Annotated in this window: 1 protein-coding gene (running past one end of the window); it reads right to left on the minus strand. The window is 64.4% G+C overall.

Annotated features, from left to right (window positions below; all coding sequences use genetic code 11):
• Nucleotides 1-199 precede the first annotated feature (199 nt).
• On the minus strand, nucleotides 200-17,385 hold the 3' portion of the coding sequence (locus MJP36_RS28200) for a non-ribosomal peptide synthetase (RefSeq protein ID WP_244383867.1). The gene runs 2,314 nt beyond the window's last position; 17,186 of the gene's 19,500 nt are visible here — the last part of the coding sequence; its start codon lies off the right edge, out of view; its stop codon occupies nucleotides 200-202.

The raw sequence follows: 17,385 nt of genomic DNA on the forward strand, positions 1-17,385 counted from the left end.
GTCGCCGTCAGGTTCAAAAAGTGATGGGTTGAATGCGTGCCCCAGGGCTTCCCACAGGGCTGGAAAACTAAAACATCCACGGAAAGGTGTATGTCATAGGAAGCAGGGACAACGTAGGGGTGACACGTGACTGTCAAAAACGCGCACGCCCGACAGACCGGCGCGGTTCACCCGCGTCGGTCTGCCAGGCGTGTGTCGATCAGATCCGACGTTTGCGCTCGAACGTGGGCACGCTCGATTGCGGCACGACCACATGCTCGACCTGCCCCACCGCCGCGGCCATTGCAGCCAGCGTCGGTTGAGCGAGCAACACGCGCAAGTCAGCGTCCATCCCTTGCTTGCGCATCTGCTCGACCAGGCTCACCGCCAACAATGAATGCCCACCCAACTCGAAGAAGTGGTCATGGCGCCCCACCTGCCCGACGTTGAGTACCTTCTCCCACAGTTGCGCCAGGGCCACTTCCGTCGGCCCCTGGGGTGCCTCGTAAACGCGGCTGAGCAACGCCTCCTGGTCCGGTGCCGGCAAGGCCTTGCGGTCGACCTTGCCGTTGCTGGTCAGCGGCAGGCTGTCCAGGCGCACATAGGCCGCCGGCACCATGTACTCCGGCAACTGCGCTTGCAGATAGGCGCGCAGCACTTCGATATCCAGCGCTTCACGTTCGGTGAAGTACGCCACCAGGCGCTTGTGCCCCGGTTCGTCCTGACGGGCGAGTACTACCGCGTCCTTGACCTGCGGGTGCTCACTCAGGCGCGTTTCGATCTCGCCCAGTTCGATACGGAAGCCCCGGATCTTCACCTGCTGGTCGTTACGCCCCTGATACTGCAAGGTACCGTCGGCACGCCAGGTCACCAGGTCGCCAGTGCGGTACATCAGCGCCCCGTCGCTGAACGGGTCGGCGAGGAATTTCTCCGCCGTCAGGTCAGCCCGGTTCAGGTAGCCCAGGGCAACCCCCTGGCCACCGATATACAACTCGCCGGTCACACCGACCGGCACCGGTTGCTGGCGGGCGTCGAGCACGTAGGCACGGCTGTTGCCCACCGGACGGCCAATCGGGATGCTGCCCTCGTCTGCCCGCGTAATCTCATGGGTAGTCGAGAACGTCGTCGCCTCGGTCGGGCCGTAGCCGTTGAGCAGATGCTGGGGTGCGCCATCCTTGAGGACCCGAGCGATCACGCTCGGATCCAGCACATCGCCACCGACAATCAGGTAACGCAATTGCGGGAAGACCGGCAACAATCCTTCGGCGTACTGGTGGAACAAGCCAGCGGTCATCCACAAAACGCTGACTGCTTGTTCCTGCAACAGCGCGGCAAAGTCGGCCTGGGACAGCAATGTGTCCTGATCGACCACCACCACTGCGCCGCCATTGAGCAATGGCGCCCAGACATCCAGGGTACTGGCGTCAAACGCCGGGTTCGAAGCAAACGCCACGCGGTCATGCTGATTGAAATCGGCATAGCCGTTGTTGATCACCAGGCGTGTGATCGCCCGGTGCGGCACCAATACGCCTTTGGGCGTGCCGGTAGAGCCGGAGGTGTACATGATGTACGCCGCCGTCTCGGCGGATTGCTCCAGTGCCGGGTTGTGATCCGGCTCGATACTCAGATCCAGGCTGTCCAGGTCCAGACGACGGGCGCCTTCCGGCACCTTGATCGAGGCCGCCGTCAACACCAGCGCCGCACCGCTGTCCGAGATCATGAAGCCTTGACGGTCCAACGGCGCGTTGACATCCAGCGGCACATACACTGCCGCACACTTGCTGATTGCCAACTGGCTGACCAGCAGGTCCACCGAGCGTTCCAGCAGGATCGCCACGCGGTCACCGGGGGCTACCCCCAGGCCGATCAGATGATGGGCCAGGCGGTTGGCCCGTGCGTTCAACCCGGCATAGCTGACCTGTTGCTGCCCGTGCGACGCCGCCAGGGCGTGCGGATGCGCCTGTACCCATGCCTCAAACACCTGATGCAGCGGTTGCAGTTGCGGGTAGCCCCGCGCCGTATCGTTGAACGTCTGCAACAACTGCCGGCGCTCATCGCTGCTCAAGACCGACAGGCGATTGGCTGCCGAATGCGGTGCCTGTTCCAACTGCTCGACCAGCCCGGCCAACGTCGTGCACACGTAGCCCAAGACCCGCTGCGCACCCACTGAGCGCGGTGCCAGGGCACTGACCCGGAAATCCTCGCCCACGTCATCCACCGAGAGAATCAGCGGGTAACTGTTGACCCCTTCGTTGGCGAGCATCTCGATGCCGTCCCAAGCGACGCGGCTGGCCTCACTGACGCTGGCCGAGGCATGACGGTAGTTGAGCAAGGCACTGAACAACGGTGCCGGCGCGGCCACGCCACTGCAACGTTGCGCCAACGTCAGCGACGCATGCTCGTGAGCCATCAACTGACTCAAGGCCGCATGGGTGTTCTTGACCGCCGCCGTCAGGCTTTCATCCTTCAGGCGCACGCGCAGCGGCAAGGTGTTGATGAACATCCCCAGGGAACGCTCGGCGCCGTCGCCGGCCTGCAGGCGGCCGAGCAATACGGTGCCGAACACCACGTCATCACGGGCTGACACCGCGCCGATGACCTGGGCCCAGACCCAGTGATACAGCGTGGCGGCACTCACCCCCAACTGCCGTGCCTGGCGCCGCAGACGCTGGCTGAACGCAGCGCCCAGCCAGTGATCGACCTCCTCGGTGGCATCCCGCTCACTGTCGATGCGCTGCACGCCGAACGGCAGCGTCGGTTCGTCGACGTCGCCGAGCATCTCGCGGAAAAACGCTTCATGGGCCGCACGGTCCTTGCCCTGGCGGGTCTGCGCCACATAGTTGCGGTACGGCACCGAAGCGCCCAGTTTCTGCTCGCGCCCGCTCATGTGCGCTTCGATTTCCGCCACCAGCACGCCCATGGAGGTCGCGTCGTTGACCAGGTGGTGGAAGGACAACATGCCGATCCAGCGCTGATGCTGCGGGTCATGGGCAAAGCCCAGGTGCATCATCGGTGCCTGGCGGATATCCATGCGATGACGGCCGAGGCTGAAATGCTCACGCAATTGCGTCAGCACCTCGCCGGCCTGCGGGACGAGTTCGTCCATCGTCAGCGGGGCCTCGCGCCAGACCACTTGCACCGGCACCTCCAGTTGCTCCCAGAACAGCCCGGTACGCAGGATGTCGTGGCGACCGATCACGTATTGCAGCGCCTGGGCGAACCGGTCCAGCCGCTGGCGGCTGTCGAACGCGAACAGCGCGTGTTGCTGGTACGGGTCACCCTGTTCGGCGCTGATGTGGTGATACAACAGGCCCTCCTGCAACGGCGCCAAGGCATAGATGTCCTGCACGTTGGCCACACCGCCCGGCACACTGGCGACAATCCGGTCAATGCTTGCCTGATCCAGCGTGGCCAGGGGCAGCAGGTCCGGAGTGATGCGGGTGCAACCGATGTCGATGCGATTGGCCGGTACCGCCACTTCGTTGCCGGCGCCCACCGCCGCCGCGAGGGCGGCCAGGGTCGGCTGGCTGAACAGCACGCGCACATCCGCCTGCAAGCCCGCCTGGCGCATACGTTCCACCAGGCCCACGGCCAGCAACGAGTGCCCGCCCAGCTCGAAGAAGTTGTCGTGGCGACCCACCTGTTCCAGTTTGAGCACCTCGGCCCAGATCTGCGCCAGGGTGGTTTCCACCTCGCCCTGCGGAGCTTCATAGCCGCGGCTGAGCATCGCGTCCTGATCCGGCTCCGGCAGTGCCTTGCGGTCCAGCTTGCCGTTGGCGGTCAGCGGCAGGTGGTCCAGGCGCACATAGGCGACCGGCACCATGTACTCCGGCAAGCACGCTTGCAAACCGCTGCGCAGGGTGTCGATATCCAGCGCCGCCTGTTCGGTGAAATACGCCACCAGGCGTCCGTCACGGGCCAGCACCACGGCTTCGCGGACGCCGGCCTGTTCGCTCAGGCGGGTTTCGATTTCACCCAGCTCGATACGCACGCCGCGGATTTTCACCTGATCATCGTTACGGCCCAGGTAATCGAGCGTACCGTCTTCCAACCAACGCGCAAGGTCGCCGGTGCGGTACATGCGCGCCTGCGGATCCGCACTGAAAGGATCCTTGAGGAAGCGCTCGGCGGTCATCTCTGGGCGGTTCAGGTAACCCCGGGCCACCCCGGCACCCGCCACGTACAACTCACCCGCGACTCCCAGGGGGACCGGCTGCTGGTATTCATCGAGCAGATACACCTGGGCATTGCTCACCGGCTTGCCGATATGCAGCACCTGCCCGGCGTCAACGCGCCCGGAGGTCGCCACCACCGTGGCTTCGGTCGGGCCGTAGTTGTTGATCAGGTTGAAACGCTGCGGCTTGTTGAACTGCCGCAAGCGGTCGCCGCCGATCAACAGCGTCTTGAGGGTCGGGTGTTGCAGGTCCTGACTGATGGCATATTCGGCCACTGGGGTGGGCAGGAAGCTCACATCCAGCGGTTGCGCCAACCACCATTGCAGCAGCGCATCGATGTCTTCACCGCCCTCATGGGCCGGCGGCATATACAGGGTCGCCCCCACGCACAAGGCCGGCCAGACTTCCCAGGCCATGGCGTCGAAACCAAAACCGGCGACGCTCGACGTCTTGCCGCCGTGCCCCAGTTCAAACGTATCGCAGTGCCAGTTCACCAGGTTTTCCAAAGTGCGATGCTCCACCATCACGCCTTTGGGCAGGCCGGTAGAACCGGAGGTATAGATCACGTAAGCCAGGTGTGCCTGGGTCAGGCCGGCAATCTGTGGGTTGCCTTTGGACGGGCCTTGCCACAGACGGCTGTCGAGTTCCAATACCGGCACGGTCAGGGTCGGCAGACGCTGCGCCAGCGCCGGCTGGATCAGCACAGCCACCGGTGCGCTGTCGTCGAGCAGGTAACTGAGGCGCTCGGCCGGGTGCGCCGCATCAATCGGCACATAGCACGCACCGGCCTTGAGAATGGCGACCAGGCCCACCAGCATTTCCAGGCTGCGCTGCGCACAGATCGCCACGCGATCGTCGGGTTGCACCCCGAGTTCGATCAATTGGTGGGCAAGTTGGTTGGCTTGGCGGTTCAGTTCGACGTAGGTCAGGCTTTGGCCCTGGTACACCGCCGCCAGCGTATGCGGGTACAACTCGACCTGCTGCTCGAAGCGTTGGTGAATGGTCAGGCCGTGGGGATAGTCGACACGGGTGGCGTTGAAGCCTTCGAGCAACTGCCGACGCGCCTCGGCGGGCAGCACCGACAGGCTGTTCATCGCGGTGTGCGGGGCGTGTTCCAGCGCCTCGACCAGTTGCTCGACGACCCGGTTCACGTACTCGCAGAGGCGTTGCGCGCCAATCGATGCCAGCGCCAGTGCGCTCAGGCTGAAAGCCTCGCCCAAATCGTTGACGCTCAAGGTCAGTGGGTAGTTGGAACGCTCCCGCGCCTGTAACAACTCCATGCCTTGCCACGCACGACGCGACGCCTCGGTGATTTCAGCAGCATTGTCCGGCGTATGGCGGTAGTTGAACAACGCACTGAACAACGGCATGGACTGCGGCACAGCACTGTAACGCTGGACCTGGGCCAGTGAGGCCAGCTCATGGGCAAGCAAGCCCGACAGACGCGCATGGGTGGCCTTGACGGCCTCCTGCACGCCTTGACCGCTGATATCGACGCGCAGCGGCAAGGTATTGATAAACATGCCCACCGCCCGGTCGGCGCCCTCACCGCCTTGCAAGCGGCCCATCATCACCGTGCCGAACACCACCCGCTCAGTGCTGGAAACCACCCCCAGCACACGTGCCCAGGCCAGGTGGAACAGGCTGGCCGGGCTGACGCCATTCTGGCGAGTCAGCGCGCGCAGGCGTCGGCTCAAGCCGGCGTCCAGGGTCAGGTCGACCTCTTCGATATCGTAGCCGTCATCGCGCACGTCCTGCTGTGCGAACGGCAGGGTCGGCTCCTCGATATCGCCGAGCATGTCGCGAAAGAACGCCTCGTGTTCCTGCTCGCGACTGGCCAGGCGCGTCTGCACCACGTAGTTGCGGTAAGGCACCGAGGCGATCAATTCATCGCCCTTGCCGAGCAGGAACGCTTCCATTTCCCGCCACACCACGTCCATCGCCATGTGGTCCATGATCGTGTGGTGGAACAGCAGTGTGGCGACAATGCGCTGGCCGGCCTCATCGTCGGCGTACACCAGTTGCATCAGTGGCGCCTGGGTCACGTTCAGGCGATGGCGGCGCGGGTCGACGTGCGCCGCCAGTTGCGCGGCGATATCGCCGCCGCGCGGATCGAACTGCACCGCGCGGGTGACCATCCGCGCCTGGCGCCAGACCACCTGCACCGGCTGCTCCAGGCCCTCCCAGACAAACCCGGTACGCAGCACATCGTGGCGGTCGATAACCCGTTGCAGGGCTTCGGCAAACTGCTGCAGGCGCGCAAGATCGGCAAACGCGAACTGCCCCTGCTGCACGTACAGATCGCCCTGCTCGGCGCTGATGTGGTGGTAAAGAATGCCTTCCTGCAGCGGCGCCAGCGGGTAGATATCCTGCACGTTGGCCGCGCCGCCGACGACGGTGGCGACGATACGGTCGATGCTCGGCTGATCCAGGGTCAGCAGTGGCAGCAAGTCCGGCGTAATGTGCGTGCAACCGGCCGGGATGATGTTGGCCGGCACCTGGATCTCGCGCCCGCTGCCCACGGCCGCGGCGAGCGCGGCCAGGGTCGGCTGGTTGAACAGGACGCGCACATCGGCGTTGAGGCCGGCCTGGCGCATGCGTCCGATCAGGCTGACGGCGAGCAACGAGTGCCCGCCCAGTTCGAAGAAGTGATCGTGACGACCGACCTTGTCCACCTTCAGCACATCGGCCCAGAGCTGTGCCAGCAGGGTCTCGACCGCACCGCTGGGTGCTTCATAACCCCGTGCGATCACCGCTTCCATGCCCGGCTCCGGCAGCGCCTTGCGGTCCAGCTTGCCGTTGGGGCTCAGCGGCAGCGCCTCCAGCACCACATAGGCCTGCGGCACCATGTAGGTCGGCACAGACTGCTGCACATGCTCACGCAAGGCTTCGATATCGATCTGCGACTGCGCATCGCGCCGCGTGCAGTACGCCACCAGGCGCTCATCACGCACCAGCACCACGGCCTCCTGCACAGCGCTATGCGCCGCCAGGTGCGCTTCGATTTCACCCAATTCGATACGCAAACCACGCAACTTGACCTGATCGTCATTGCGTCGCACGTACTCCAGCGTGCCATCGGCCAGGTAACGCACCAGGTCGCCGGTCTTGTACAGGCGCCCGTTGCCGGTGAAGGGGTCCGCCAGGAAGCGCTCGGCCGTCAAGTCATCGCGGCCCAGATACCCACGCGCCACACCGGCACCGCCGATGTACAACTCGCCCACCACCCCCAGCGCCACCGGCTCAAGGCGTGTGTCGAGCACATAGGCGCGGGCATTGGCGATGGGCTTGCCAATCGGCACCGACTCGACCGGCGCACTGCCGTCGCAGGTCCACGACGTGCTGTCGATGGTGGCTTCGGTCGGCCCATACAGGTTAACGATCCCGTGAGTGGTCAGCGCCCGGGCCTGCATTGCCAGTTGCGGCTCCAGCACTTCACCGCCGCTGAACAGGTAACGGCAGCGCACGCCGCTGTCCGGCAGTTGCACCAGCAGGCGCAGCAGGCTTGGCACAAATTGCGCAACGCTGACCTGGTGTTCCACCAGGGTCTGCGCCATTTGCTCGACGTCCCTCGAGGCTTGCGCCGGCAACAGCACCAGGCGCGCGCCAATCGCCAACGGCGTCCAGATCTCCCAGACGGAGGCGTCGAAGGCCACCGAGGTGCGTTGCAAGATCCGTTCGTTGGCATCAAAACCAAACGTGCGGGTCTGCCAGGTGATGTGGTTGACCAGCGAACCATGCTCCACCATCACCCCTTTCGGGCGGCCGGTGGAGCCGGAGGTAAAGATCACGTAGGCCAGGTCATTCGGCCCGGCCACCGCGACCGGGTTGTGGCGTGGCTGTGCGGTCAACGACAGTGCGTCCAGGTCGACCTGTGCCACACCCGAATCCTCCAGCACCGTGCGGGTGGCTGCGTGGACCAGCACCGCCAGCGGCTGGCTGTCTTGCAGCGCCAGGGCCAGGCGTTGCGCAGGGTACTCGGGGTCGAGCGGCACATAGGCGGCACCCGACTTGAGGATGCCCAGCAGCCCGACAATCATCGCCAGGCTGCGCTCCATGCACAGGGCGACGCGGGCATCGGCCTGCACACCCAGGCTGCGCAAGTGATGCGCGACCTGGTTGGCCTGTTCGTTCAGTTCGCGATAGCTCAACGCCTGGTCGCCCAGCACCACCGCGACGGCATGTGGCGTGTGCAAGGCATGCGCCTCGATCATCTGCACCACGGTCAGGTCCCGTGGGTAATCCGCGTCGGTGGCGTTGAAATCCGCGAGCAACTGGCGGGTCTGTGCCGGCGAGAGGATCGACAGTTGCTCCAACGCCCGTTGTGGCGCGTGCTCCAGAGCCTCGACCAGCTGTTCAAGCAGGGTCACGAGGTAACCGCAGACCAACTGCGGATCGACCGATGCAACCGTCAGTGCATCCAGGCTGAAGTCTTCGCCCAGATCGTTGACGCTCAGGCTGACCGGGTAGTTGGTGCGCTCCTCGGACGTCAGGAAGCGCATGCCGCGCCAGGCCTGCTCCATCTCGGCCGTCAGGCCGGCATGGGCCGCCGGGCTATGGCGATAGTTGAGCAGCGCACTGAACAGTGGGGTCGACTGCGCAACCCCACTGCAACGTTGCACCAGGGCCAGCGAGGCATGTTCATGCCCCAACAGGCCGGTCAGGCGTGCATGGGTCGCCTTGACGGCGGCCTGCACCCCCAAGCCTTCGGTATCGACCCGCAATGGCAGGGTGTTGATAAACATGCCCAGCGACCGGTCAGCGCCGTCCCCGCCCTGCATGCGGCCCATCAGGACGGTGCCGAACACCACCTGCCGCGAGTCGGACACGCTGCTCAGCACCTTCGCCCACGCCAGATGGAACACGCTCGCGGCGCTGACCCCCAGCAGCCGCGCCCGCGCCCTCAGGCGCCGGCTCAAATCGGCGTCCAGAGCCACCGAGGCTTCACGGATGGCATGCCCTTCGCCTTGTACGTCCTGCAAACCGAACGGCAAGGTCGGCTCCTCGATATCGCCGAGCATGTCGCGGAAAAACGCTTCGTGCTCCTGCTCACTGAGCCCCAGGCGCGCCTGAGCCACATAGTTGCGATACGGGATCGGCGCCGCCAATGGCTCGGACAGCCCCAGCAGGCTGGCCTGCATTTCCTGGCTGACGACCTCCAGGGCCGTATGGTCCAGCGCCAGGTGATGGAACAACAGGATCGCCACTATCCGCTGGTTGGCGCGGTCTTCGGCGTACACCAGACGAACCAGCGGCGCCTGGCTGACCTCCAGGCGGTAATGCCGGGCATCAAAACGCTCATGCAGTTGGCTGAGAATATCGCCATCGGCCGGGTCCAGGTCCACTGCCTGTACCGGCAACTCGGCTTTGCGCCAGACTACCTGGGCGGGAATGGCCAGGTCTTCCCAGACCACGCCGGTGCGCAGGATGTCATGGCGCTCGATCACCGCCTGCAAGGCCTGGGCAAACGCCTGCAGACGCTCGATATCGTCGAATTCCAGCTGCGACTGCAGCAAGTACGGATCGCCCTGCTCCGCTGCGATGTGGTGGTACAGGATGCCTTCCTGCAACGGTGCCAGGGCGTAGATATCCTGCACGTTGGCCACGCCGCCCGGCACGCTGGCGACGATGCGGTCGATCGCCGCCTGGTCCAGGTCCGCCAGGGGCAGCAGGTCCGGGGTGATGCGTACGCAATCGGGCGTGATCAGGTTGGCCGGTACGGCTACTTCACGCCCACTGCCCACCGCAGCCGCCAGCGCGGCCAGGGTCGGCTGGCTGAACAGCACGCGCACGTCGGCGCTGAGGTCGGCGCGGCGCATGCGTTCGATCAGGTTGACCGCCATCAGCGAATGGCCGCCCAGTTCGAAGAAGTTGTCGTGACGACCGACTTGCTCGATCTTGAGCACATCCGCCCAGATCTGCGCCAGTACGGTTTCCACCTCACCTTGTGGCGCTTCGTAGCCACGGCTGAGCAGTGCATCCTGGTCCGGTGCAGGCAGGGCCTTACGGTCGACCTTGCCGTTGTTGGTCAGCGGCAGATGGTCCAGGCGAACGTAGGCGGCCGGCACCATGTAATCCGGCAACTGCGCGTGCAGATGGTCACGCAAGGCTTGAATGTCGACGTTTTCACGCTCGGTGAAGTACGCCACCAGGCGCTTGTGCCCCGGTTCGTCCTCACGGGCGAGTACTACCGCATCCTTGACCTGCGGATGTTCACTCAGGCGGGTTTCGATCTCGCCCAGTTCGATGCGGAAACCGCGGATCTTCACCTGCTGGTCGTTACGCCCCTGATACTGCAAGGTGCCGTCGGCACGCCAGGCCACCAAGTCGCCGGTGCGGTACATCAGCGCCCCGTCGCTGAACGGGTCGGCGAGGAATGTCTCCGCCGTCAGCTCAGCCCGGTTCAAGTAGCCCAGGGCGACACCCTGACCACCGATGTACAACTCGCCGGTGGCACCGACCGGCACCGGTTGTTGACGGGCGTCGAGCACATAGGCACGGCTGTTGCCCACCGGACGGCCAATCGGGATGCTGCCCTCGTCTGCCCGCGTGATCTCATGGGTGGTCGAGAACGTCGTCGCCTCGGTCGGGCCGTAGCCGTTAAGCAGATGCTGGGGTGCTCCGTCCTTGAGGACCCGGGCGATCACGCTCGGATCGAGCACATCGCCACCGACAATCAGGTAACGCAATTGCGGGAAAACCGGCAACAACCCTTCGGCATACTGGTGGAACAACCCGGCGGTCATCCACAAAACGCTGACTGCTTGTTCCTGCAACAGCGCGGCAAAGTCGGCCTGGGACAGCAATGTGTCCTGATCGACCACCACCACCGCGCCGCCATTGAGCAATGGCGCCCAGACATCGAGGGTGCTGGCGTCAAACGCCGGGTTCGAAGCAAACGCCACCCGATCATGCTGATTGAAATCGGCATAGCCGTTGTTGATCACCAGGCGCGTGATGGCGCGGTGCGGCACCAGCACGCCTTTTGGCGTCCCCGTGGAGCCGGAGGTGTACATGATGTACGCCACCGTCTCGGCGGATTGCTCCAGTGCCGGGTTGTGATCAGGCTCAAGACTCAGATCCAGAGTATCCAGGTCCAGGCGACGAGCAACCTGCGGCGTCTCGATCGAGGCCGCCGTCAGCAGCAGAGCCGCCCCGCTGTCCGAGATCATGAAACCTTGACGGTCCAACGGCGCGTTGACGTCCAGCGGCACATACACCGCCGCACATTTGCTGATTGCCAACTGGCTGACCAGCAGGTCCACGGAGCGTTCCAGCAAGATCGCCACGCGGTCGCCGGGCGCCACGCCTTGGCCGAGCAGGTGATGGGCCAACTGGTTGGCCCGTCGGTTCAATTGCGCATAACTCACGGCTTGCTCGCCATGCACTGCGGCCAGCGCTTGCGCAGCAGCCGCCGCATGGGCTTCGAACAGCGCGTGCAAGGTCAGCGTTTCGGGGTAGGCACGCGTGGTCGGGTTGAACTCGACCAGCACCTGGTGTACTTCGCTCGCCGGCAATACCGACAATTGCTCGAACGGCAGATCGGGGGATTGCTCCAGTGCCTGCACCAACTGCTCCACGACGGTGAGCAGGTAGTCACAGAGACGGCGCGCCTCCAGGGGCGAAACCACCAGTGCATTGAGATTGAATTGCTCGCCCAGGTCATCGACGCTCAAGGTGATCGGGTAGTTGGTGCGTTCTTCGGCGTGCAGGAAGTACATACCGTGCCATACCTGTTCGAGCGCAGCCATGTCCTCGACCACGCCAGTGTGCCGGTAGTTGAGCAAGGCGCTGAACAACGGCACGCTCGCCGGCACCCCGCTGCAACGCTGGGACAGCGCCAGTGAAGCATGCTCGTGCCCCAGTAACGCCGTCAGTCGCGCATGGGTTGCCTTGACGGCCGAGCGCACGCCCACTGCGTCGACATCGACTCGCAGCGGCAAGGTATTGATAAACATCCCCAGCCCACGGTCCGCCCCTTCACCGCCTTGCATGCGGCCGAGCAACACGGTGCCGAACACGACCTCGCGACGGCCCGACACGCTGCCCAACACCCGTGCCCAGGCCAGGTGAAACAGGCTGGCGGCGCTGACGCCGGTCTGGCGTGCCTGTTCGCGCAGGCGCAGGCTCAAGCCTTTATCAAGCAGGTGTGTGGCTTCGCCCACGCCATGCCCATCGCCCTGCACATCCTGCAGACCGAACGGCAAGGTCGGCTCATCGATATCGCTGAGCATCTCGCGGAAAAACCGCTCGTGCTCCGCATCAGTACTGCCCAGACGTGCCTGCGCCACATAATTGCGGTAAGGCACCGCGTGCTTCAGCTGTTCGGCCTGACCCTGCAGCAACAGGTGCATTTCCTGTTGCACCACATCAAGGGCGGTATGGTCCATGATCAAGTGATGGAACATCAGCAACGCGACGATCCGCTGATTGGCCTCGTCACGGGCATAGACGATGCGCATCAACGGTGCCTGGGTCAGTTCCAGGCGATAGTGACGGGCATCGAAACGCTCACGCAGCTGGTTCACGACGTCATCGCCGTGCGGGTCGGCGGGCATTTCCTGCACCGCCAGCGCGGCCTTGCGCCACACCACTTGCACCGGGTTTTCCAGGCCTTGCCAGACGAGGCTGGTGCGCAGGATGTCATGGCGATCGATGACCGCCTGCAGCACCTCGATAAACACCTGGAAACGCTCCAGGCTGTCAAACCCGTAACTCGATTGCAGCAAGTAGGGATCGCCGGTTTCGGCACGGATATGGTGGTACAACACGCCTTCCTGCAATGGCGCCAACGGGTAAATATCCTGCACATTCGCCGTGCCGCCCGGGATCTGGGCGACGATATGGTCGATGCTCGCCTGGTCCAGGGTCATCAGGGGTAGCAGGTCGGGAGTGATGCGTGCGCAGTCAGGCGTAATCCGGTTGGCCGGTACAACCACCTCACGCCCGGAGCCGACGGCAGCCGCCAGCGCCGCAAGGGTGGGCTGGCGAAACAACACGCGTACATCGGCGCTGAGGTCGGCCTGGCGCATGCGTTCAATCAAATTGACCGCCAGCAGCGAATGGCCGCCCAGTTCAAAGAAGTTATCGTGACGCCCTACTTGCTCGACCTTGAGCACATCCGCCCAGATCTGCGCCAACACGGTTTCCACTTCACCTTGTGGCGCTTCGTAGCCACGGCTCAGCAGGGCTTCCTGGTCCGGTGCAGGCAGGGCCTTGCGGTCGACCTTGCCATTGTTGGTCAGCGGCAGGCTGTCCAGGCGCACGTAGGCGGCCGGCACCATGTAATCCGGCAACTGCGCTTGCAGATGCTCACGCAAGGATTGGATATCGACGTTTTCACGCTCGGTGAAGTACGCCACCAGGCGCTTGTGCCCCGGTTCGTCTTCACGAGCGAGTACCACCGCGTCCTTGACCTGCGGGTGCTCACTCAGGCGCGTTTCGATCTCGCCCAGTTCAATGCGGAAACCACGGATCTTCACCTGCTGGTCGTTACGGCCCTGATACTGCAAGGTGCCGTCGGCACGCCAGGCCACCAGATCGCCGGTGCGGTACATCAGCGCCCCGTCGCTGAACGGGTCGGCGAGGAATTTCTCCGCCGTCAGGTCAGCCCGGTTCAGGTAGCCCAGGGCAACCCCCTGGCCACCGATGTACAACTCGCCGGTGACACCGACCGGCACCGGTTGTTGGCGAGCGTCGAGCACGTAGGCACGGCTGTTGCCCACCGGACGGCCAATCGGAATGCTGCCCTCGTCTGCACGAGTGATCTCATAGGTAGTCGAGAACGTCGTGGCTTCGGTCGGGCCGTAGCCGTTAAGCAGATGCTGGGGCGCGCCGTCCTTGAGGACCCGGGCAATCACGCTCGGATCGAGTACATCGCCACCGACAATCAGGTAACGCAGTTGCGGGAAAACCGGCAGCAGCCCTTCGGCGTACTGGTGGAACAAGCCGGCGGTCATCCACAACACGCTGACTGCTTGTTCCTGCAACAACGCCGCGAAATCAGTTTGGGACAACAATGTGTCCTGATCGACCACCACCACTGCCCCGCCATTGAGCAAAGGTGCCCAGACATCGAGGGTACTGGCGTCAAACGCCGGGTTCGAAGCAAACGCCACCCGATCCTGCTGATTGAAATCGGCATAGCCGTTGTTGATCACCAGGCGTGTGATCGCCCGATGCGGCACCAGCACGCCCTTCGGCGTACCGGTGGAGCCGGAGGTGTACATGATGTACGCCGCGGTCTCGGCGGATTGCTCCAGCGCCGGGTTGTGATCCGGCTCGATACTCAGATCCAGGCTGTCCAGGTCCAAGCGACGAACACCTTCCGGCACCTCAACCGAGGCCACCGTCAGCAGCAGAGCCGCCCCGCTGTCCGCAATCATGAAGCCTTGACGGTCCAACGGCGCATTGACGTCCAGCGGCACATACACCGCCGCGCACTTGCTGATTGCCAGCTGGCTGACCAGCAGGTCCACGGAGCGTTCCAGCAGGATCGCCACGCTGGCACCCGGCGCCACACCCAGACCGATCAGGTGATGCGCCAGGCGGTTGGCCCGCAGATTCAGTTCGGCGTAGGTCGCCCGTTGCTCGGCATGCACGGCCGCCAATGCCGTCGGTTGTACGGCGGCAAGCGCTTCGAAAACCTCATGGACGGTGTGTGCCGCCGGGTATTCCCGTGCCGTGGTATTGAAGGTACTCAACACTTGCTCGCGTTCAGCCGCCGGCAGGATTGCCAGTGCCTGCAGCGCAGTCGTGGGGGCATGCTCCAGCGCGTGTACCAAGTGTTCCAGCGCCTGGTGCACAAAAGCGCACAGGCGTTGCGCACCGACTTGTGGCAGGGTCAACACCGTGAGACTGAAACCGTCGCCCCATTCATCAACGTTCAAAGTCAGCGGGTAGTTGGTGCGCTCCTCGCCGCCGAGCCCTACCATCCCTTGCCAGGCCTGGGCCTGCGCCACCCCGTCGCCGACACTGCTATGGCGATAGTTGAGCAGCGCACTGAACAACGGCAACGGCGCCAGCACCTGGCTGCAACGTTGCGCCAGGGCCAGCGCGGCATGTTCATGCCCCAACAGCGCGCTCAGGCGCGAGTGCGCCTGGCGCACACCGGCGCGAACGTCGCGACCATCCACATCGATGCGCAGCGGCAAGGTGTTGATGAAAATGCCCAGCGCCCGCTCCGCCCCTTCGCCACCGAGCATGCGCCCCATCAGCACCGTGCCGAAGACTACGTCTTGCTTACCGGTCACCCCGGCCAGCACTTGGGCCCAGGCCAAGTGAAACACGCTGGCGGCGCTGACCCCGAGGTGGCGCAACTGGCTTCGCAGGCGCTGGTTCAACTCGGGGTCGATACGCAGGCTGGCCTCTTCGATCGCCTGGGCATCGCCTTGCACATCCTGCAAGCCAAAGGGCAACGTCGGCTCTTCGATGTCGCCCAACAGCTCGCGAAAGAACGCCTCATGCTCTTGTTCGCTGACACCCAGGCGGGCCTGGGCCACGTAATTGCGATACGGCACCGGCACCGGCAGCTCGGCTGTCGGGTCCAGCAAGTAGGCCTGCATTTCCTGGCTGACGACCTCCAGCGCGGTATGGTCCAGGGCAATGTGGTGGAACAGCAAAATCGCCGCCACCCGCTGATTGAGCGGGTCTTGGGCATACACCAGTTGCATCAGTGGCGCGCGAGCCAGGTCCACGCGGTGGTGACGGGCGCCAAAACGCTGCTCCAGCTGGGCCAGCACGTCCCCGTGGGCGGCGTCCACCGATACGCCTTGCACATCAAGCTCGGCCTTGCGCCAGACCACTTGCACCGGCGCTTGCAAACCCTCCAGCACGATGGCGGTACGCAGGATGTCATGACGATCGATCACCGCCTGCAGGGCCTGGACAAACGCTTGCAAACGCTGCGCGTCGGCAAAGCTGAAACGCGCCTGCAGCAAGTACGGGTCGCCCTGTTCGGCGCTGAGGTGATGGTAAAGGATGCCTTCCTGCAACGGTGCCAGCGGGTAGATATCCTGCACGTTGCCGACACCGCCCGGTACGCTGTCGACAATCCGATCAATGCTGCTCTGGTCCAACGTGATCAGCGGCAACAGGTCCGGGGTGATGCGTTGGCAATCCGCTTGAATACGGTTGGGCTCGACCGTCACTTCACGCCCCTGGCCGACGGCGGCGGCCAATGCCGCCAGGGTCGGCTGGCTGAACAGTACGCGTACATCGGCATTCAAACCGGCCTGGCGCATGCGACTGACCAACCCCACCGCGAGCAAAGAATGCCCGCCCAACTCGAAGAAGTGGTCATGCCGCCCCACGCGCTCGACCTTGAGCACCTCGGCCCAGATCTGTGCCAGGGTGCGTTCCACCTCGCCCTGCGGTGCCACATAGCTGCGGCTGAGCAGCGCGTCCTGGTCCGGTTCCGGCAGGGCCTTGCGGTCCAGCTTGCCGTTGGCGGTCAGCGGCATATGCTCCAGACGTACGTAGGCGGCCGGCACCATATACTCCGGCAACTGCGCCTGCACAAAGCCGCGCAGGCTCTCGACATCCAACGCGTCATGCGCGGTGAAATAAGCGACCAGCCGTCCGTCACGGGCCAGCACCACCGCTTCACGCACCTGAGGATGGGCGGCCAGGCAGCTGTCGATCTCGCCCAGTTCGATACGTACACCGCGAATCTTCACCTGGTCGTCGTTACGCCCCAGGTATTCCAACGTGCCGTCCGCCAGCCAACGCACCAGGTCGCCGGTGCGGTACATCCGCGCCTGCGGGTCGGCACTGAACGGGTCCTTGAGGAAGCGTTCGGCGGTCATTTTTGCACGGTTCAAGTAACCCCGCGCCACCCCGGCACCCCCCACGTACAGCTCACCGGTCACGCCCAGCGGCACCGGCTTGAGTTGTGCATCCAGCACGTACGCCTGGGCATTGGCCACCGGCTTGCCGATGTGCAATGCCTGCCCTGCCGTGATCACGCCGGAGGTCGCCACTACGGTGGCCTCGGTCGGGCCATAGTTGTTGACCAAGGTAAAGCGTTGCGCCTGACTGAACTGGCGCAGACGGTCACCGCCGATCAGCAGGGTCTTGAGGGTCGGGTGTTGCAGGTTCTGGCTGAAGGCGTATTCGGCCACTGGCGTCGGCAGGAAGCTGACATCCAGCGGTTGCGCCTGCCACCAGGCCAGCAAGGCGTCGATGTCTTCGTTGCCCTGCGCCGCCGGCGGCAGATGCAGGGTCGCCCCGA

It is taken from the genome of Pseudomonas palleroniana (assembly GCF_022836895.1).
GTDB lineage: Bacteria > Pseudomonadota > Gammaproteobacteria > Pseudomonadales > Pseudomonadaceae > Aquipseudomonas > Aquipseudomonas palleroniana.